Annotated in this window: 11 protein-coding genes; 7 read left to right on the plus strand and 4 right to left on the minus strand. The window is 67.1% G+C overall.

Translation table 11 applies throughout. The features are described from left to right. Positions 1-63 precede the first annotated feature (63 nt). Positions 64-1,473, plus strand: a complete 1,410-nt coding sequence (locus G4D85_RS20395) for a hypothetical protein (protein WP_164014417.1) — start codon at positions 64-66, stop codon at positions 1,471-1,473. Positions 1,474-2,138: 665 nt separating this feature from the next. Then, positions 2,139-4,163, plus strand: coding sequence for a tetratricopeptide repeat protein (locus G4D85_RS20400; protein WP_164014419.1), 2,025 nt, complete (start codon positions 2,139-2,141; stop codon positions 4,161-4,163). Between the two features lie 6 nt (positions 4,164-4,169). Here G4D85_RS20400 and G4D85_RS20405 read toward each other — a convergent pair whose 3' ends face one another. Together G4D85_RS20405 and G4D85_RS20410 are read right to left on the minus strand one after the other, a co-directional pair. Continuing rightward, complete coding sequence (locus tag G4D85_RS20405; protein ID WP_164014422.1) at positions 4,170-6,332, minus strand: hypothetical protein; 2,163 nt, start codon at positions 6,330-6,332, stop codon at positions 4,170-4,172. 2 nt (positions 6,333-6,334) lie between these two features. Beyond that, positions 6,335-9,064 carry a right-handed parallel beta-helix repeat-containing protein gene (locus G4D85_RS20410; protein WP_164014424.1) on the minus strand — a complete coding sequence of 910 codons (2,730 nt, stop codon included), beginning with the start codon at positions 9,062-9,064 and terminating at the stop codon, positions 6,335-6,337. 538 nt (positions 9,065-9,602) lie between these two features. Here G4D85_RS20410 and G4D85_RS20415 point away from each other — a divergent pair. The 3 genes from G4D85_RS20415 to G4D85_RS50325 all read left to right on the plus strand — a co-directional run bounded on the left by G4D85_RS20415 (position 9,603) and on the right by G4D85_RS50325 (position 14,401). Then, entirely contained in the window at positions 9,603-12,692 is a 3,090-nt protein-coding gene (locus G4D85_RS20415; RefSeq protein ID WP_164014426.1) for an FG-GAP-like repeat-containing protein, read from the plus strand. 320 nt (positions 12,693-13,012) lie between these two features. Next, positions 13,013-13,786, plus strand: coding sequence for a hypothetical protein (locus G4D85_RS20420; protein ID WP_164014428.1), 774 nt, complete (start codon positions 13,013-13,015; stop codon positions 13,784-13,786). Positions 13,787-14,278: 492 nt separating this feature from the next. Then, positions 14,279-14,401 carry a hypothetical protein gene (locus G4D85_RS50325; protein WP_275900301.1) on the plus strand — a complete coding sequence of 41 codons (123 nt, stop codon included), beginning with the start codon at positions 14,279-14,281 and terminating at the stop codon, positions 14,399-14,401. Between the two features lie 140 nt (positions 14,402-14,541). Here G4D85_RS50325 and G4D85_RS20425 read toward each other — a convergent pair whose 3' ends face one another. Together G4D85_RS20425 and G4D85_RS20430 are read right to left on the minus strand one after the other, a co-directional pair. Then, complete coding sequence (locus G4D85_RS20425; RefSeq protein ID WP_164014430.1) at positions 14,542-15,336, minus strand: hypothetical protein; 795 nt, start codon at positions 15,334-15,336, stop codon at positions 14,542-14,544. A gap of 141 nt (positions 15,337-15,477) precedes the next feature. Beyond that, positions 15,478-15,735, minus strand: coding sequence for a PepSY domain-containing protein (locus G4D85_RS20430; RefSeq protein WP_164014432.1), 258 nt, complete (start codon positions 15,733-15,735; stop codon positions 15,478-15,480). A gap of 141 nt (positions 15,736-15,876) precedes the next feature. Here G4D85_RS20430 and G4D85_RS20435 point away from each other — a divergent pair, with 141 nt between their 5' ends. Beyond that, on the plus strand, positions 15,877-16,872 hold the full coding sequence (locus G4D85_RS20435; RefSeq protein ID WP_164014433.1) for a hypothetical protein: 996 nt from the start codon (positions 15,877-15,879) through the stop codon (positions 16,870-16,872). A 1,243-nt stretch (positions 16,873-18,115) separates the two neighbouring features. Then, positions 18,116-20,542, plus strand: coding sequence for an Ig-like domain-containing protein (locus G4D85_RS20440; RefSeq protein WP_164014435.1), 2,427 nt, complete (start codon positions 18,116-18,118; stop codon positions 20,540-20,542). The last annotated feature ends 4 nt before the right edge of the window (positions 20,543-20,546 follow it).

The raw sequence follows: 20,546 nt of genomic DNA on the forward strand, positions 1-20,546 counted from the left end.
GACTTCCAGTGCGTGCTTCTTGCGGCCGGCACTGACGCTCCCCCACCTTCCGGAGGCACCATCGTGCAGACACTGATGTTTCCATCGCAGCTCCAGCTTGAGCCCATGCGTCGGTCCTCTCGCCTCCTCGCGCTATTCGGGCTGCTCGTGGCAATGAGCGCCCAGGCGCAAGAACCCTCCATCAGCGTCGGACCGGGGGACACATTCCTCGGCTCGCCCGTGCCAGGCACCGAATACTCGGTGCAATATACGGTCGTCATGTTCGGGCTCGGCGCACAGGTGGATGCGTTCGCCCTGAAGCCGGCCAATCGCCTGACGTCGGTGACGTCGATTACTCCGAGCTCCGCATGGATCAATGCGAACCAGCAGGCGATCTTCACGGTCAAGGGCGTGGTCCCCAGCGTGCCGGATGCGTGGGCCGAGGACATCGGGTTCCGGTACACCAACAGCAGCGGCCCCGTCACCATCACGAGTCATATCCGCGGGAAAGCGCCGTCGACGGGCCCGACGACGAGGACCTACTGGGTGGGCGTCATCCCAGACACCGACACCTGTCCTCCGGGGTCCCCGCTCCTCTCCCTCCATATGGACAACGAGGATCATGACAACGAAAACAACCGGGCGGGGTGGATTGGTGCCACCATCAGCGACCGCAACACCACCTTCCGCTTCTGCCGGGTGGACGGTCTGCAGTTCAAGCCCCTGGCTGCCACCGATGTGGTGACCAACCACTACGCCGTGCTGCGGTTGGGCAACACGTGCCCCAACGACTCGGTCAGCTTCTCGCGCTGGTTCCACAATCAGGTCAGAGACAACGCCAACTGGGATGAGTCCTCGTCGGGGGACGAGGCTGACCTGGGGGCGAACGACACGGACCTCAATGACGCTCTGAGCATCCTGCACTTCTGCCTTTTCAAGTCCGGCACCAACACCATGACCGAGTTCCCTGCGCTGGGCTTCCAGTATGGCGTGCTCGCGGCCTCGGACTTCAGCAAGGCCGTACAGACCGGCTGGATCTACAGTGACGACGAGGACACCTGGGGATCCAACGGGAATGAGTTCCACGGCGATCTGGCGGGGAAGCGCATCGTCGTGCCCACGGGCAGCGATGGCCGCAACACCACGATCCACATGGCGCGGGCCACCCAGGATATGCGCCCGGTCGCCCGCTGCACCGTCAGCCCCACCACCTCGGGGGCGGATCTCGTGTTCGCGAGTTTCAACAACAACGGTAGCTTTGCCAGGCCGGGGCGCACCCTCATGAGCTACGCGTGGCGGTTCAGCGCTGGCGCGACGGCGAGCGGCCCGGGCCCGCATACCCGGCGCCTCGGCGTCGGCAATCACACCGGTACCCTGACGGTGACCGACAATCTGGGTGAGCAGGGCTCGGCGACCTGCACCGTTCAAGTCACCGGTTGCAACGCTCCGGTCAGTGACGGCACGTCCAGCGCCGGGCGGGACCCCTGTCTCTAGTTGGCTCGGTTTCTGAGTCTCCGCGGAGCTCCCGGCCCCTCGTGGCGCCGGGGGCTCCGGTCGCTCGGCGAGCGACAGATATCGCCCCAGCGTATATGCGGGATGGAAGCCATGTTGAGGGTGAGGCCCTTGCGTGGTGCTCAAGTGCGTGCCCATGCCAATGGAGTACGGCCTGTGCGTTGCTGCGGCGTAACCCCGCTGAGCGCTTCGCCACGGCCACCGAACTGGAAACCGTCATGCGTGCACGGCCAGGGCGCCGGTCTTCACGGCCCGGCTCCGCTCCGTTCCGCCCCTACGTCCCGCGCGATGCCGGGTCTGACCAACAGCTCGCGGATTCTCTGCATCATTCTCCACCTGGTCGGCTCATTCCATTTGAGGGGGAGATTTGCTCCACCTCATGAAAGGCAGGAGTCCAATCCATGAAGAAGCTCACGATTCGCGATACCGAGACTGTGAAGACCAGCACCCTCTTGTGGGTCATGCCCTGACCCGCATTCCCGCGGGAGCTGAGCTTCCCCGGTGGGACAAACCTCATGAGGACTTGAGATAGCCGCGCGCTTCGCGTTCCCACCGGGGCGCATTCTCGGCAGGGGTTGAATCGCCAGCGCTCCTCGGTCCATGCGAGTGAGCGCCTGGTTCTGCCCCGGGCCGCGTGGAGACACTCCGTGCTCATCAACTGGCAGAACGACTTGCCGTCCTATCCCCTGTCATCAGGGGAGCGAGTGCTCGTCCTGGAAGCGGAGCCCGGGTCGGAGCGCCGCAAGGCACTTGCCGGGTGGCTCGAGAGGGCCCGAGGCGGTCAGGCCCTTTTCAGCCAGGTGCTCGACTGCGACTTTTCGCAGGGTGGGGTCTGGGCAGGAGTCGCCGAGTTGCTCGACGCGCTGCTCCCTCGCATCCAGGCCGTGGCACCTTCCCTCCTCGTCTCGCACGACACCGAGCTCGCGGCGATTCTGCCCCAGCTCCGGGAGACGATTCGACCTCGCCACCGGTCACTCGTCGAGCTCGCCTCGGACGAGGAGAGGTTTCAGCTCCATGCGCGGGGGCGGGCGGACCGGCTCCTGCACGGGGCCATCGAGTTGCTGGCCGATTTCCATGCCGCCGACACCGCACAAGGTCCGTGGCTCCTCGTCTGCGAGCATTTCGGGCGCGCGGGAGACCTGTCGCGTCGATTCTTTCGCGAGCTGGTGCGTCGCCAGCGTGCGCAGCTCGACCTGACACTCCTGGTCGCTGTCGACCCCGGAGAGGGCGACGCGACCTACACGGAGCTGTCCCGTGCGGGTCCGGTCTCAGGGGTGCGCCTTCGCCTTGCGCCCCAGGACCGGGCCCCGATGTCTCCCGAGGTCCAGCGAGCCCATGCCCACGCTGCACGCGAGCTGGAGCACAGGGTCCAGCGCGAACCGGAGGCCGTGAAGGCGAGCCTTCCGCGCCTCATCCATCTCTGGGAGCAGAGCGCAGAGCCTGAGAACGCGCTGCGGTGGCGGGCCGAGGGGCTGCGACTCTGCGTGCGCCAGGGCTATTTCGAGGATGGGCTCCGGTATGGCGAGCCGCTCGTTCGCGCGCTGGAGGCCCTGTGCGGCGGCGACCCGAAGGCGCGCTGGGACATTCTGGGCAAACTCTGTACCTGTCTCTCCGCAACCGGGAGGGGGGAGTGGGCGGCGCGCCTCTTGGAGGAAGAAATCATCGCGAAGAGCGACGATTCCGCGCTGCGCGCCCGGGCCTTCAACACCCTGGCGGTCTCCCACCTGCGCTACCTGCCCAGGCGCGACGTACGACTGGCGGAGCAGTACGTGCAAAGGGCCGCCGAGGCGGTGTCGCGGCTCGAGCCCTCCACGGACGAGGCCCGGACACTGACCATCCTGACCAACAATGCGCTCGCACTGGTGCGGCTGCTGGAGGGAAAGCCAGACGAGGCGCTGCGGCTCTGCCAGGCCTCGTTGGCCCTCTTTGACGAGCACCTCGGGCCACACGGACGGCCTCTGCAGCGTGCGGCGCTCATGCTCCGCCTCGCGGAGTTGTTCCTCGTCATGGGCGCTCATGACGAGGCGCTCGCACACTACTCGGCGGCGATCGCCATCGACCCGAGCCAATCGGAATATTACGGCTTGCGCGGGGTCGCGGCCTTCAAGGCCGGCCGCCTTCTGGAAGCGGAAGCGGACTTCCAAAAGGCCCTCGCGCTGAGTCCGCCCTATGCGGAGATTGGGGTGAACCTCGGCCAATGTTACCGCGCCATGGAGCGGGCGGAGGACGCCATCCGGGCGTATTCTTCCGCACTCGAGCTCGAGCCCGAGAACGTGCTGGCGCTGGTGGGACGAGCCCAAGCCCATGAGCTGCTGGGTCAAGCGGAGCGAGCCTGCGCGGATTACAATGCCGTGCTCCAGCTGACTCCCGACGACGCGCTCGTCCTGGCCAACAGGGCCGTCTTGCACTACGAGGCGGGCCGCTTGCAGTCCTCCGTGGTCGATCTGGACCGCGCCGTCTCGCTGGCATCCGATACACCCGAGCTCTACCAGAACCGCTCCGTCGTCCTCTCCGACCTGGGGCGGCGAGCGGAGGCCATCGCGGATCTCTCGACCTATCTGCAGCTCCGACCCGATGCCGAGGACCGTGCCGAGGTGGAAGAGAAGCTGTCGGCGTGGCGAGAGGCGCTCGTGCGCGCAGAGCCTTCTGCGCGAGGCCCCCGCCACGCCTGAGGCGTATCACTCGAGCGCGTCCGGCGGCTCCCAGCTCGAGAGCGGGTCCTTCACGCTCCAGAACATCGTCCTGTCACCCGGGCAGAAGTTGTAGACCTCGATGTACACCTCGAGCTCGAGACGTTTCGAGCCATCGCCGAGCGTCCGGACACAGGGCGCGATCGGATGCCACTTGCTACTCGGGTCCAGAATCGTCTTCGGATCGTTGTTGAACATGTTGACGAGACCTCTTCGATAGCCCTCGACCTGCGTGCCACCGGCCGCGACTTCCCGGGCGTTGTTCGGCTTGATCTCGATGATCGTGCAGCCCCTGATGCAGTCGGGTTCCGTCCGATCCTTCAGTCGCTGTCTCTTGATCGTGCAACTCGATTGCCGGTTGGCGTGCTCGCGATTGCCGTTGTCGACGTATGCCTTGATGACCGGGTCGTTCATCCCGCGAAGCTCTCGGTCCTTCGCGGGCTGCAGCGGATTCAAGTACTCGACGAGCTGTCGCTTGAAGGCAGGAAGCGTCTGGTTCCTGCTGTCGTTCATCAGTGAGTCGACTTCATTCAGGAGCCTGTCTCGCTGCGAGTGAAGCGCGTCCCACTGCGACTGGTACTCCCTGACGCGTCCGTCGGTGATCTGGATGACTTTGCTTTCCCATTCCTCGTCGTTGCAGATCGCGTCCCGGATCTGCTTCGAGCGATCTTCCATCGTCGTGCGGAAGAGCGATGCGTCCTGCTTGAACTTCTTGAAGTTCGCCTTCAGATCGTTGTACCGGCGACCGATCGAGCCGCGATGCTCGCCGAGCGATTTCAGCGCCTGGTCGATCTCCCGCGCGTTGTATCCGAGCTGGAGCTGTGAGCACGGCTCGCTGTCGTAGAGCTTCGCGCGCTTCACGTTGTAGTGCGTCAGCGACTTCCCCGCCGACCCCTGCAGCGCGTCGTAGAGGCGTGACCATTCGCCGTCGCGGAAGGAGAAACTCGCCGCCTTCTCCTTCCAGCTCGCCATGTCGCGTCCGAACTTGTCCGCGTCGTCCTTCTTCGCCTGCCACTTCTTCTGCAGCTCGGCGGATTTCGCGTGGATGTCGGCGACCGCCTTCTGCGGGTTCTTCTTGTCGTCCGCGCCGGTCTTCTCGGCGAGGAAGCGCTTCAGGTCCTCGAGCTCCTTCGAGCACTCCTTCTCGTGCGCGTCGAGGAAGTCCTGCCCGGCCTTCAGCTTCTTGTAGGAGTCGATCGACTCCTTCGCCGAGCGCGCCTGCGACGGCCAGCGATCGGCGATCTCGCGCGAGTCGCGGTCCTCTCCCTGGATGTCCTTCAGGTCGGAGAGGAAGCCGAGCGCCTCGTCCATGCTGCGCTGCGCGTCCTGGATCTCCGAGGCGCCGTCGCCGCTGCGCGAGTCGAGGTCCTTCAGCTTGTAGGCCGCGGCCTGCAGCTTCTCCTCGATCTTCTTGCGGATGGCGATGCGCGCCTGGCCGAATCCGCCCAGCTTCGACATCGCCTCCTTCACCGGCTCGTAGTCCTTCCCCTTCGCGAGCTCCAGACACTTGTACTTCGTCTCCTCCATGCGGAGGGTCCAGCGATCCCAGATATCGTTCACACCGTCGTGGAGCTCGCCCTTCACGTCGGACCACTTGCCGTGCGAGTCGGAGAAGTTGCGGGCGTAGCCCCGCCAGCGGTCCATCTCGTTGTGGACCTCCTGCATCTTGCGGAGCTCGTCGCCGTAGGTGCGGCCGATCTTCTCGGCCTCGTCGGGGATCTTGTAGAGACCGTTCGGGTCCTTCTTCTCGACGAAGCCCTGCAGGAAATACTTCAAGTTGCGGTCGGCTTCGATGCAGCGCTCGGAGAGGCGCGACTCGTCGGCCTTCACCTGCGCGTCTTTCATCTGCTTCAGGTACTTCGCGGACTCGCGAAACTTCGAGATGGAGTCCGGGTAGTAATAGACCATCGACTTCCCGGGGTCGTTCTGTGGGGCCAGCGACTTCAGCTTCTCGGTGTAGTCCTTCACGTAGCCGAGATGCTCGAGCGCGGAGTCGATGTCGCTCGAGCTCGAGTCGCCGACGATGCCGTCGAGCTTGTCCTTGATCCGGTTGAGATAGTCCTCGATGTAGCGAATGTTGTCCTCTTCCGGCCCGGCGAGCGCGGGAGTGGAGAACGCGACGAGCGCTGCGACGGCAAATGCCTTCTTCATGGTCAGCTCCCGCTCTCGAGCTTCTTCGGACGCGCGCCGCCCTTCACCTTCTCGTTGCGCGGCACGAGCTTCACGGCCTTCTTCCAGTCCATCATCATTCCCTCGCCGGCCTTCACCTCGCCGGCCGCGGGGCGCGCGATCTCGAGCCACTCGTCGGCCGAGAAGCGGCTCGTGAGCGGCGACGAGCGCGCGTGCCACGCCGCGTAGAACGCCGCGTCGATGTCGAAGTTCGCATCGACAACGACGTTCCCTTCGACCTTGCGCAGGCCGAGCTCGCCGAGGAGATACATCGAGCGCTCGTCGACCGTCGGAGGAGGCATGCCCTGCGTCGAGCGGAACGCCGCCCAGTTGCGGAAGAACGTGTTGTTCGTGAGCGTCACCTCGTCCAGCTTCGCGTCGGCTTTCACCGCGAAGTTGTCGACGTACTGGATGACGTTTCCGTCGACGACGGCGGGCACCTGGCCACCGAGGACGATGCCGCTGCCGGTCGAGCTCGAGCCGTCGTGCGGACGCCGCTTGTTCCAGACGAAGAGGATCGTGTTGTTGCGGATCTGGGCGTTGCGCGTGCCGAAGCCGCCCGTGACCTTCACCGCCTCGTTGAAGACGTTCACGACGATGTTGTTCTCGAACGCGACCGCGTTACTGATGCGCGCCGCGGCGCCCGCGCCGTTGACGAACGTGCAGTTGCGGATCGCGCTCTCCGGCGACGCCACCCAGACGTGCTCGACGTCGGGAGAGGTGTTCACCTCGAGGAAGCCGTCCTTGTCGTAGCGGTTGAGCGTCTTCCGGTCGAACACGAAGCCGTCGATGATCAGGCCCGTGTGATCGCCGTTCGCTTCGAGGAGGTATCCCTGCGGATTCGTCTTCGAGTCCGGAGGCCACTGCAGGAGGCTCGGCGTGCTCCACGGATCGCGCGTCTTGAACTCGCGGTCCCAGCCGCCGAGGAGCGAGACATACTGCTTGCCGTCGATGATCCACTTCCCGCTCTTCAGCTTGCCGCCGTATTCGCCTTCCGCGACGAGGATGCGGTCTCCCTTCTCCGCCTTCTCGATCGCCTGGAACGGATCGCGGAACGGCTTCTCGCGCGAGCCGTCGCCGCCGCTCGCGCCCGCGAGCACGAACCAGTCGCGGCCCTTCGGGCGAGCCGCCGCCGTGGCCTCCTGCTCGTACGGCTCGATCGACTCCACGACCAGCGCCGTCTTCGGATACTGCGCTCGGCCGCGCGCCGTGCCGCGGATCACGAAGAGATCGCGCGGCGGGCCCGAGCCGTAGTACGGAATCGCGTCGATGATTCGCTCGACGCTCGTGCCCTTCTTGAACGCGGCGGTCGTGCGGTTGTCTCCCTTCGCGTCCTTCAGGTAGATCGCCTTGTAGGCATCGGCCGGCCACTCCGGAAATCCGCTGACGTTTCCGACGCCGTCGACGCCAGCGACGAGCTCGATCGCCTTGCCGTCGAGTGCGAGCGGATTCGCCGCGAAGCTCGCGAGGTCGGTCCTGGCGTACTTCTTCGCCGGCGTCGCCGCCGCCACCGCCGAGAAGGTCACCGGGAGCTTCTTCGTGCGCGCGCCCGCCTTGAGCGCCGGGTTCTTCGGCTCGATGAGGATCGGCACCGCCGGCGCCGGATACACGTGCGCGAAGACCTCGACCTTGTCGCCAGCGGAGACGCCCGCCGACGCCCGCGTCTCGTCCCACGCCTTCGCGTCGAACTTCTTCCCGAGCCCGGGACGGTTGAGCCAGCGCTCGAACCACATGAGGTCGAACGAGAGCTTCGGGTCGGCCGCGACGTTGCCCGACGCCGCGATGAATCCGGCGTCCTCCGCCTCCTCGATGTCGGAGTCGTCGAGCGAGGTCTTCTTCCCCTCGTAGTAGAACGTGACGTTCGAGTAGAGGTTTCGCCAGAACGTGTTGACGTTGAACGTGACCTTCTTCGGCACCGTCGCCTGCACGCCGTGGTTGTCGGAGAACACCACGAGGTTGTTCTCGACGGTCGCCTTGTTCGTGACGTCGATTCCCGCGCCCTCGGTGCCGCCTTCGGAGATCGCCTTCGTCGCCCACACGAACGCGATCGTGTTGTTGCGAATCTCCGTCGGCTTGTCGTGGTCGCCGCCGCCCTTCGACGTGATCGCGGCGTAGATCGTGTTGACGATGACGTTGTTCTCGACCGTCGAGCCCGGCGCCGCGCGCACCGCGCTGATCGAGTTCACGATGAGGCAGTTGCGCAGCACGCCGCCCTTCGCGAGATCGACCGCGCCGTTGCGCGAGAGCGCACGGGGATCGAAGCTCCCCTCGGGGCCGTACTCGTAGTAGTCCTTCATGTCGATGAAGAACCCGTCAATCGTTGCGCCGGCGGTGTCGCGCTTCGTGCTCGTGCTGATGCGCGCGAGCGAGACGTCGGGCCGGTTCTCCGATCCGCGGCGCCACGTGAGCTCGCTGAGGTTGCTCCACGGATTGCGTTCCTTGAAATTCGCGTCGTAGCCGCCAAGCAGCTCGACGTTCGGGAACGCGATCTCCCAGTTCCCCTTCTCGAGCTTGCCGTAATACCTGCCCGCCGTGACGTGGACCTTGTCGCCGGCCTCCACGCGCTCGAGCGCCATCCACGGATCGCCGAACGGCTTCTCGCGCGAGCCGTCGCCGCCGAACGAGTTCGCGCGCACGAACCAGTCGCGCGCCTCCGCGTCGGACGCGAACAGCAACGAAGCCGAGATGAGAATCGAGACCAAGAGGCTGCGCATGCGTTCTCCTTCGAGAAGGGCGCGCAAGATCTACCCGAACGAGGAAACACGCGCCATGCGGCTAGCTACCTTACCTACTCATCGCGCAGATTGTGCGAAGGCCGTATCATGGGTTCGGTGACGTCGGCGCGAACTCATTTCCCGATCGGGCCTTTGCCGACCCGCGCCAGCTCGAGCGCTTCTGGGGACCGCCCTTCGCGCCCGCCACCTTCACGCGCCATGACGTTCACCTTCGAACCGGGCCCTCCGTCACGCGCTGTATCCGAACGGGACGCTGCCCAACCCGCTCGCTCGCGACTGACCCATTCCCCCGCCCCCGCGTCATCCCGGCGCGGGGTCCGGGGTGGAAGCAGCTCGGATGGAGTCGACGGATGGGAAGCTGGGAGGCGGGCTCCAATGTCAGACAGGTGGACGAGAATCCTCACCTCTTTGACGAGGAGCCTGAATGTCTCAGCGCCTGTCGTTACTCTTGTTACTCCTGGTGGCTTGCGAGCCGCGGACGTCCCCCCCTGCGATTGGTACTGCCGCACCGGAGCCATTGGAGACCGGGAGCGGGTCCATCATCCTGGGCACTGAGACTGCTCCCGAGTTCACGCGGGTCGTCCAGCTGACCAGCCCGCTGGGAACCTGCTCGGGAACCCTGCTGTCCTCCCGCTGGGTGCTCACCGCGCGCCACTGCCTCACCGTGGATGGCACGGAGGCCGGTGCGTGGCTGGACCCCACCACCATCACCGTCACGCTGGGCACCGTGGGCACCTCGAAGGGGGCCCCCTTCGTCAGCACCGTGAACCCGTACCCCGTGAGCAACGGGGACGACGTCGCGCTCCTCAAGCTCGCCAAGCCCATCATCTCCGGCATCTCCCTCCAGCTCTACCGGGGGCCCTCGCTCGTGGGCTCCACCGTCCGCTGCATGGGCTACGGCCGCTTCACCCCCTCCGGCGGCGGCTCCGGACTGCTCCGCTACGCGGACGTCGTGGTCAGCGCCCAGGTGGGACGCACCTTCACCACGGTGGCGAACGGCGCCGGGCAGACACCGGCCAAGGGAGACTCGGGGGGGCCCTGCTTCACCATTGACCCCACCGGCCTGCTGGGGCCCGTGGCCGGAGTCATGATCGAGGCGGACACGAGCGTGACGCCCGCCAGGGCCACCATGGTGCGCACCGACACGTTCGACGCGGAGTTCGCCCGCATCGCGTTCGCGGGCACCATCGTCGGTGGCCCCAACCCCCAGGTGGTGGTCCTCGGTGGCGCGAACAAGGAGAAGAACTTCGACTTCGCCAACGTGGATGGTGCCCACGGCCTCGACTACGTCTACTTCGGTGACGCCTCGGCCTCGGTGGTGCTGTCCACCGCGTCCGGAACGTACGCCGGCACGGCGCGTTCGACGACGCTGGGGGGAACGGGGTGGTCGGACTTCGCGCTCGCCACGGACCTCACGGGAGACGGCCTGGCGGACTACTTCTTCACGGGCGACACCCACTTCTGGGTGGGGAAGGGCAAGGGGGATGGCACCTTCGAGACGCCCAAGGGCAACCCCCTGGGCGGAAGCGGCTGGCAGGGCTCCGTCCTCCTCTCGAACGTGGATGGCGCCTTCGGCGCGGACTACGTCCAGCTCCGCGGCAATGAGGTGTACTGGAGCCGCTCGGGAGGCTCGTCCACCTTCCTCCCGGCCACCAAGGTGAAGACGCTGCCTTCCGCCTGGAACTTCGATTACTTCAACGCCGGCACCCTCGACGGGAACCCCGGAAAGGACCTGGTCTATCTGGACAGCACCAGGGTGTCCGTCTACCCCGCCGTCACCGGCGGCTTTGGTAGCCTGGTGGAGACGCCCCTCGCCTTCGGCACGGGGTGGTCCCCCTTCGCGATCCTCCAGCCGGTGACGAGCCCCGACACGCTGGTGGACTGGGTCGCCATCCGGAACAACTACCTCTACACGCAGCTGGCCATCGGCGGAGGTGCCTTCTCTCCGGCGATGACGCCCACCCCCATCGAGTGGGGCGAGAAGTGGAACGAGTTCGCCAGCTGGGCCGACATGAATGGCGATGCGCTGGAGGACTTCGTCTCCTATGACGGCACCCACCTCTGGGTGAAGCTGTCCAATGGCCTGGGGGGCTTCAGCCGTATCGTCACCCAGAACATCGTCGCCCCCAGCGGCTCCGCGGCGGTGCGCTTCGTGGACGCCAACGGGGACAAGAAGGCGGACGTCGTCTTCGTGGAGGACCTGGGCACCACGCTGTCCATCATCACCCACCTGTCCACGGTGCCCTCTGGCACCAAGGCGCCGCTCGACGAGGTTCCCGACCCCGAAATCCCCCCCGGCAAGGGCCCCATCAGCTTCGTCTCCTTCCTGAAGTACTGGGGCATCCTCTCGCCGCTGGAGCGGTTCTGCATGTTCATTCCCCGCTGCCTCATGGTGAGCGCTGGCGCGAAGAGCGACGGCGCCAACACCTCGGGCCTGCTCGTCACCCTTCATGGAGGGTTCCAGGGCCTGGGGGTGAAGGGCCTGCTGGCGGAGGGCGTGCTCGCGGACGGCTGGGATTGGACGCGCTCCCAGGAGGCCGTGCTGTCTGGGGACGTGAATGGAGACGGGCGCGAAGAGGTGGTGCTGCGCGACGGGCGTGGGCTGGCGCTGCTGGGCCGGGACGCGCAGACAGGGCAGGCGCGGGTGTCCACCGCGCATGCGTGGGAGGCACCGGTGGGCGAGTGGACGCTCCGGCCGCGGGACACGCTGGTGCACCTGGGTGACTTCGACGGGCAGCCGGGCGCGGAGCTGCTGGTGCGAAGCCGCGAGGGTGCCATCGGCCTGCTGCGGGCAAATGGCGCGGGCGCGCTGGAGTCGTGGGTGGTGTACCCGGAGGGAGTGGAGCTGGGGATGGGGCCGCTGACGCCGGACGACTCCCTGGAAGGCGTGGCGGACCACGACGGGGACGGGCGGTTGGACGTGGTGCTGCGCGGGCCCAAGGGCTGGACGTTCCTTCGCGGGATGGAGCACGGCCTGGAGCCCTGGGGCTTCCTGCCCTATGGGGAGAAGCTGGGGGAGGACGAGCTGACCCCGGACAGCCATGTGGAGGCCACCGGCCACTTCCTCTCCGCCCAGGGCCCCATGGAGCTGCTCGTGCGCGGCGCGCACGGGTACGCGGTGGTGGTCCTGTCCCAGGGCTGGCCCGAGCCGCTGGCCTTCTGGCAGTGGGGAACCTGGGTCGGCATCGGCGAGCTGCGTCCGGAGGACTCGCTGCGGCTCGCCGGTGACGTGGACGGCGACGGCCGGGACGAGCTGCTGGCGCAGTTGCACGACGGCGTCGCCGTGCTCGCCTCCGGCAACGGTCAGCTCTACCCGCTGCTGGAGGGCGGGTATGACCAGAAGCTGGATGACTGGGAGCTGCGCCGCGAGGACGTCTTCCAGGCCGCGGGCGACCTGGACGGCGACGGGCGCGACGACCTGGTGGTGCGCCGCGAGGACCGGCTGGGCGTGCTGGGCTCCCTGGCGTGGCAGCCCGGGTGGCTGCGGTGGACGCTGCCGCTGGGCCCATCGGATGACGGCCTGGCGGTGACGGGGGCGGCGGCGATCTTCGTCGACCTGGACGGTGACGGCGTGCGCGAGGTGCTGGCACACGAGGTGGCACCATAGCGCGGGGGGGGCACCCCCCGGTTCCAGGCCCGCCCCGCGCTGTATCCGAACGGGACGCTGCCCAACCCGCTCGCTCGCGACTGACCCACTCCCCTTCCCCCGCGTCATTCCGGCGCGGGGGCCGGGGGTGGGAGCAGCTCTCTGATGCAAGCGCGCGGTGCGCTCTCTTGCATGCCATCCGCTGCTCGGTCGCCCCTCCCCGCGGAACCCTCGAGAGCGGAACCCTGGAGGCCCCTGCGCCTGCCCTGGGTGGGAGACGAGACGGCGTGAACGCGGGCTCAGAGGGTATGTTGCGGTCCGACGGATTGTCGGGAGGCACCATGAATCGCATCCACACTCTACTCCTCTGCGGCCTGCTGATGCTCCTGCCGCCCATGACGGCCTCCGCCGAGCAGACGGCCTGGGTGCTCATTGGCGGCGGAGGTGCGGCCCGGGAAGATGCCCAGCGCTGGCTCGACCAGAAGAATGCCGGCGTGGGACTCCAGGACATGTTTGGTTTCTCCAGCGGTTTCCCCCGGGTGGTGAAGAGTGATGAATACCCGGGGCTGAAGCCGGGCCTCTTCATTGCCGTGCTCGCCATCTGCTCCGCGCATGACAAGGACGCGCTCCTCCCGTTGGTGAAGACGGTGGACTCCGGCGTCTATGCCCGCGAGGTGAAGGTGCCCGATGGGCGCCTGGGCTGTCTCCGGGAGGCCACTCCCGAGGCGGAGCTCGCAGCGGCTCCGGGCTTCACGATTCGCGCCTACGCGTTCCGAGCGCCGTTCGTGGGGTTGAACCTCGAGCATGCCCGGGTTGCCCTGGAAGACGCGTCAGGCAAGGTACTGGATGCGTGGACTCCACCGAAGGGCGCGCTCGACCTGGGAGAGGAGAGTCCGCTTGAGCAGTTCAGCAAGTCGGACCTCGCCACCGGCTGCAGCTACGAATTCAAACCCGCCGCGGACAAGCTTCTCATCGAGCAATACTGCATGTACGGACACAATGCGGCGGGCTTCGCGGAGCGGCAGTCCGCGTCCTATGAAGCGAGCACGCGCAACGGCAAGCTCGTGGTCACCCGGGTCAGCAAGAGCAGGAAGAAACGCCAGACGTGGGAGTAATGAAGTCCTCCTCGTCCGAGTGCTGGTACACTGTCGGCACCAGGAGACGCGCATGTATGAATTCCTGCTTGAACTGGATTGGCGCGTGGCCTGCAGCGCAGGCAGCGCGCTCGTCATCCTCCTCGTCTTCCTCGGTGCACGTAGCGATGCGAAGACCATGCGGACTCTGGCCCAGACGCTGCGCTGTCCAGAATGCGGCGGCGAGTACGAAGGGGCATCTGTCCTGTGGGCTCCGCGAGTCATGACCCTCAGAAACCCAGCGCCCGGCGTGAGGCTCCCTCCCATCGACCCGCCTCCTCCCGAACTCCAGGCCACGTGCGCCGCATGCGGGCTCATCGCCAACTTCACAAAGGCGGGACAGCTGCAGCGGACTTGCCGCATCGCTCCGAGTGCCACCTGAGCAGCGGCTGCCCTCGGGCAGCCAGGACAGTACCAGCGACGTCCGTGGCGAAGGTGCCGTCCTTCGCAGTCCCCTGCTTCTCGAACACCGCCTTGAGGTCCGCCTCAAGCGCCGCGCGGCCCGCGTCGCCGACGGCCGTGAAGGCGGCCACGGTGGGGCCGTACCAGGTGCTCGGCGGTGCGGCTGGCCTCGAGGTGGTGGCGGTCCGCACCTGATCGGAGTCAGCGCGCGCGGCCTGGTCCCAGCAGAGGCAGGCGGCAGCGTCCTGGGGTTGCTTGACGCCAGCGGCGCACCTTCAACTCCTCTACCCGCAGGGCGAAAAGGCGAGAAGGTCGTCCTCCTCTCGGGCGGCACCCTACCCGCCCTGTCCCTCAGCGGGCACGAGCACGTAGTACTGCTTGAACATGTACGGCTTCGTCCCCCGTGGCCACGGGAACGAGAGTGCACGCTCGCACAGCTGCGCGGACACGACTCCATCCGCCCGGCACTCGCTCTCTCCTGGCGACGCTCCCACCACGAGCGTGAACGTGAGCGCATGCAGCGGGGTCGCGGCATCCTTCGAAAAGCTCTCCCGGAATACCGGCTCCAGGTGCCGCAGGAACTGCTCGTGGAAGGACCTGTCCGGTTTGAAGCCCGGCGCCTCGCCTCGGACTCCCGTGAGCCCCTCACGGACGCGGAAGCCCGCAGCGGACAACGGAGGGGGCTGATTCGGGCTCGCGAGCGCACGGCCAATCGCGAACCCGTACTGGCCCACCCATTCGCGAATCGCGGTCATCACCGCGCCGTCCTGGCGCGGGTCGATACCCACACTACCGGCGAGGAGGGACTTCACCGGCGCTCCATCCACCTGACAGTTGAATTCCAGCCCGACCAGATACAGGAACTGCTCTTCCTGCCGGACGGCCTGGGTGACCCTCGTGGACAGCGCGAGCGAGCGCGTCCCCACCCGGACCGTGTTCGCCTGCGCCGAGGCCTCGATCCCCTGACGCGACAGCAGCTCCGCGAGCTGCTGCGCGGCCAGGGACGCCATGTCTCCAACCCCCGCCTGCTGGGGCTTCGCCTCGCTCAAGTCCTTCACGAGGGCGACAATGAAGGCAATTCCCACCACCAGTGCGATGAGCAGCGGAAGGGACCAGCGAGATGCGCGCATGGGTCCGCACGCTAACCTCGCCTTCGCGGCATCCGCCATCCTTGGGGACGTCACGAACGCCAGCAACTCTGGGGGGCCATGGCGGGGGGAACGATCCGGTGTGAGATCAAGGCATTAGCCGATAACAGCGCAGGGCAATCTCTAGACCTTCTGAGTCCCCGTCGCCGGCACCGGACGCGTCGCCACGGGCCCGGGCTGGCGGACGGGGTGGGCACGCCGCCGGGTGCGCCGCAGCCACAGCAGCATCCCGGTGAGGCTGAGCATCGGAGTGCCGAGCCCTGACAGCACGTACAGGAGCTTCACCGGCAGACCTCCCCAGTGCCCCTGATGCAGCGGGAAGGCGAGCGCGTCGAGCTTCCCGCCCAGGGACAGCTCCTCGGGCCGCCGGACCTCGAGCACGCCGAGGTCCTTCCCGTCCAGGACGACGGCGCTCGCTCATGGCAGCCTCCTGCCCACCAAGCTGTGTGCCTTTCGTCTCAGGGCACCTGTCGTACCGGCGCCTGCTTGAACGGCTGCCCCCAGACCTGTCAGCGTCCGTCCATGGCCCTTCGCTCCGGACAATCCCTGACGCGGCTGTTCCTTGTCGCCACCCTCACCGCCGGCCCGGCGCTCGCGCTCGCCGCGGCGCCATCCGGGGCGGCATCCTCGAAGCGAAAGGCGCCCGCGCTCGTCCAGGTGAAGGGCACCCGCGTCTCCCTGGCGATCCCCGAGGGCTTCACCGAGACCACGCGCTTCACCGGCTTCCGGCAGGAGGCGACGGGCGCCACCATCCGGGTGAAGGACTATCCCCTCGGCGGCCTCGAGATGACCCTCAGGAACCTCAGCGAGGAGTCACTCGCGTCCCAGGGCATGAAGCTCCTGTCCCGCGAGGAGGTGAAGTTGGACGGCCAACCGGGAGCCCTCCTGCACATCGGACACACCTCCAACGGCGTGGACTACCGCCGGTGGGTTCTCGTGCTCGGAAACACCTCCGCCCTGCTGGTCATCGACGCCATCTGGCGCGAACAGGACTCGAAGGCGCTGAGCAGCCCCCTCGAGGACGCCATGCGCTCCACGCGCTGGAACCCTGACGCCAAATTCTCGCGCGGGCCCGACCTCTTCACGCTGAAGGAGACGCCCGGGCTGAAGGCCGTCGCCAAGCGGGAGCAGAGCATCGTCATGTACACCCGCGACGGGAAGGAGCCTGGAAAGGCCCGGACACAACCCTTCCTCGTCATCGCCCCCGCGCCGAACAGAAAGGCTGTGGGCGATGACGTGTCTGCCTTTACTCTCCGGGAACTGGAGGGCTGGGGCGTCAAGGCCGCCGGCATCGAGTCCAGCGCCCCGCTGACGGTGGGCGGCCTGAAGGGCCACGAGGTGGTGGCTCGAGCGAAGGACCTCGCTACCCAGAAGGACTACACGCTGTACTTCGCGGTGCTGGTGGACGAGGAACGCTACTTCCTCATCGAGGGCCACGTGGGCGACGCCGACCGCGAAGAGTACGTGGAGCACTTCAAGACAGCCGTGCGCGGCTTCCAGCGCGTGCCCACGCACTGAGCCAGCCTGCGGGTGCAGGCGCCGCAGACGCCCTTCGGCGCGCCGGTGAAGGACGCGGAGGCCACCGGGTGCCATGGGTGGCCGCCACAGGCCTCGCTACGGGTGGGCGAACGACAGAATCACCCGGCCGTGCCCGTTCGGCGTGCACACGCCTTCCGCCGACGTGGGCCGTGCGCCGGGATTCCACGAGCCACCGCCACCTCCCGAGTAGCCACCGCCGCCAGCCTTGCTCCCCCTCCTCGAGGTTACCGCTTTCTTGTTACACGAGCAGTAAAGTTGCAGACCCTGGGAAAAATGAAGGCCCTTTTGCGAGGTGAGGCCCCGGGCCCAACGGGATAGGAGGGCTGCTGCCGGGTGCCAGCCGCGCCGTTGGCCGGGCCGGTGTCCCGGCCCTGCAAGGCGCTGGAGGCACACCTGTGCTCAGCCTGGCCCCAGCAGAGGCAGGCGGCAGCGTCCTGGGGGTGCCTGGCGCCAGCGGCTCAGAGCGGCTGAGAGGTATGCATATGCATTGACACGTCAGTCCGGACCCGGTGGCTTCCCCGTATCTGGATGCATTGACGTGTCAGCCCGAGCCTCGGCCCTGCGCTTTGACATGTCCGCGCCTCGCGAATTTAAAGATCCAGGCGTCGAGCCGCTCGCCAATACTCTGCGACCTCACCAATCCCACAGAGAGTGCAGTCTGGCCTGGAATTTTGAATAACTCCGGGCCGCACCCACAAGAAGAGGCTGCACATGTCGTCGAAGCTGAGTCTCCTGGCGCAGCGTCTTTCATTGGGTGAGCCCCACGGCCGGCCGGTGCCGCCGGCCGTGGGGCCGTTGTCGGCGTGCGGTTCGCGACTGTGGCGCGCTGTGTGACGAGGAACTCCAGTCGAACGAGGAGGTCCCTGCCCATGAAGTGGGTGGGGGACGAGCGCTTGGAGGACTGGAGCTCGCGGGCGTGCTGGCGTTGCTGAGAGGCTGGCGCCGCACCCGAAATCCATAATCGTTGACCCAATAGCACTTGCAGTGTAGTTGTGGTCTGCGAGTCTAGAAATCTGAACTCCATGAATAGTCTGCCAGCCCCTTCTTCGGGGTCGAGGGCTCATGTCGAGCTCCTTCCCGCCTCGGGGATGGAGACTTCATGAAGCGCATTGGAAGCGGCTCGGCGTGGGCGCGAACAAGGTGTGTGTGAATACACCGGATAGCTACGTCTGCCAGTAGCTCGGAGACGGGCACGGTGCTGGACTTTTAAGGGAGACATCCAATGAGAAGCCGTACAGGTGCGCTGTTGTCGTGGGGGCTGGGAACGACGTTGGCATTGTTGCTGGGGTCTTGCGGTGTGGAGCCTCTCGACGAAGGTGTACGTCCCGGAAGCGATGGGGCGTTGCGAGGGGGCGATGCGGCGTTGACGCGTACGAGCCCGGAAGCCTCGCTGACGTGGGACCCGTATGCGGACGCGGTGGCGCCGGGCACCACGGCGACGGTGCTCAACGCGAGCGCGGCGCTGGGCGCGCCGGACGGGAAGGCGGCGACGCTGCTGGGCCTGCTCAACACGGCGCTGGTGCTGGACCTGGGTGCGGGCGAGGAAGGCACCGGCGACCTGCGCGTCTATTACCAGGGCCTGTCACTGGCGCTGGTGGCGCAGGTGGACTTCCTGAAGGCGGATGGGACCTTCGTCGGCTCCAGCTCGCTGCACCTGGTGGAGCTGGGCCTGGGGACGCATGTGGCGGTGGCGACGTACCCGGGGACCGCGCCCTATCGCTACGTGCGCCTGCGCGGCGCGGTGCTCGCGCTCTATCTGGTGGACGCGGTGGAGACGTCCATCCGGCCCTTCTGTGGTGACGGGGTGCTGGGCGGGGTCGAGGTCTGTGACGACGGCAACCAACTCTCCGGAGACGGCTGTAACAGCGTCTGCGCGGTGGAGCCGGGCTACACCTGTACAGGCTCGCCGAGCGTCTGCGACAACAACTCAGCGCCCACGGTCGAGGACGTCCAGGCGACAACCCCCGAGGACTCCCCGGTGAACATCACCATCCCCGCGGCGGACCCGGATGGCGACGCGCTTGACTTCTCCTACACCACGCCGGGCCATGGCACGCTCACGCTCTCAGGGGCCTCGGTGACGTACACCCCGAACGCGAACTTCGCCGGAGAGGACACCTTCCAGGTCACGGTCTCCGACGGAAAGAAGCAGGCAACGGCCACCGTCTCCGTCACGGTGACTCCGGTCAATGACGCGCCCGTGGCTGCCTCTGCCGCGGTGACGGTGAGCTACAACACGTCGACGCCCATTACGCTGGCGGCCACGGACGTGGACGGGGACGCGCTCACGTACACCGTGACGGCTCCTCCCGCTCACGGAACACTGTCCGGGACGGGCGCCCAGTTGCTCTACACGCCGGCCGCGGACTTCCAAGGGGAGGACCCGTTCACCTTCACGGCCAGCGACGGTGCGCTGACCTCCAATGCCGCCACGGTCAGCATCACCGTCAGGGGGCCGCCTGTCTGCGGCGACGGCACCGTCGATTCGGGTGAGGTGTGTGACGACGGCAACCGCGTCGCGGGGGACGGCTGCCGAGCGGACTGCCAGGGCGTGGAGGTGTGCGGCGACGGCCTGGTCGACAGCATCACGGGAGAGCAGTGCGACGATGGCGGCACGATCCCCGGGGATGGCTGCGACGCCATGTGCCAACTGGATGCCTTCTCGAATGTGCCCCCCACGCTCGTCAGCGGGACGCTGAACTGCACCACGGCCGACTCGAACACGGGGCGCAAGGTGGCGGTGGATGCACTGGGGCGCTTCTACGTCGTCATGAAGTGCGGTGGCGCGGTCCATGTCAGCGTGAGCGTGGACCGTGGCCACACCTGGGTGGGGCCCACTCCCCTGGGAATCACCAACGCGGCGGAGGTCGCGATTGAAGGCGGCCCCACGGGGGTCGCGTACGTCGCGGCCACCAGCGCGGGCACGGTGATATTCACCCGGACCGTCGACGCGGGAGCGAGCTGGGAGGCGCCGCGAACCCTCAGCGCGGCGGCCAACCCCACCGTCAGCCTGGATTCCAGGGGCGACGCCCTCTACATCTCCGTCTCGCGAGGCAGCAACGCAGGGGTCCGCGTCCTCCGGAACTTCGCGCGAGGCGCGAACGACTTCAGCGTGACGGACGTGGACCAGCGCAATGCCTTCTTCGACGTCCTCGTGGACAAAATCAGCGGAGATGTCTTCTCGGTGAGCGACGACCCCTCCTTCCGCATCCGCCGCAGCAGCGACCAGGGGACCAGCTTCGGCCCGGTGAGCTCCCCGCCGGGGCAGGCCTTCTTCTCGGACTGGACGGGCTCCAACGGCTTCATCTACGTCACGGGCTCCTTCGGGGACGACAACGTGGACGTCATCCCGGTGTCCGCGCCGGGGACGAGCACCCAGGTGCCGGGCCTCCCCACGGACGTCGGTCCCGGTCCCCTCCGGACGATTGACGCGGACGCGCTCGGCAACGGCTACATCGCCTCCCAGCGGGGGACGGGCGACATCCAGTTGGACCGGATGCTCGTGGGGGCCGCCATGATTCTGGCCGCGGATGCCAGGACGGTGGGGCCGGGCGCCGCGCCAGCGGTCGCGGCGCTCCCGTCGAACGGCGGCGCCCTGGTGGCCTACACGAACGGCACCAGTGTCTACGCCTCGGTGGTGGTGTACTGAATCC

This window comes from Pyxidicoccus trucidator (assembly GCF_010894435.1).
In the GTDB taxonomy this organism is placed as follows: Bacteria; Myxococcota; Myxococcia; order Myxococcales; family Myxococcaceae; genus Myxococcus; species Myxococcus trucidator.

Excerpts from the sequence above, each read along its gene's own strand:
- G4D85_RS20410 (WP_164014424.1), bottom strand. The coding sequence starts at position 9,064 with ATGCGCAGCCTCTTGGTCTCGATTCTCATCTCGGCTTCGTTGCTGTTC.
- G4D85_RS20435 (WP_164014433.1), top strand. The coding sequence starts at position 15,877 with ATGGCCCTTCGCTCCGGACAATCCCTGACGCGGCTGTTCCTTGTCGCC.
- G4D85_RS20420 (WP_164014428.1), top strand. The coding sequence starts at position 13,013 with ATGAATCGCATCCACACTCTACTCCTCTGCGGCCTGCTGATGCTCCTG.
- G4D85_RS20440 (WP_164014435.1), top strand. The coding sequence starts at position 18,116 with ATGAGAAGCCGTACAGGTGCGCTGTTGTCGTGGGGGCTGGGAACGACG.
- G4D85_RS20425 (WP_164014430.1), bottom strand. The coding sequence starts at position 15,336 with ATGCGCGCATCTCGCTGGTCCCTTCCGCTGCTCATCGCACTGGTGGTG.
- G4D85_RS20405 (WP_164014422.1), bottom strand. The coding sequence starts at position 6,332 with ATGAAGAAGGCATTTGCCGTCGCAGCGCTCGTCGCGTTCTCCACTCCC.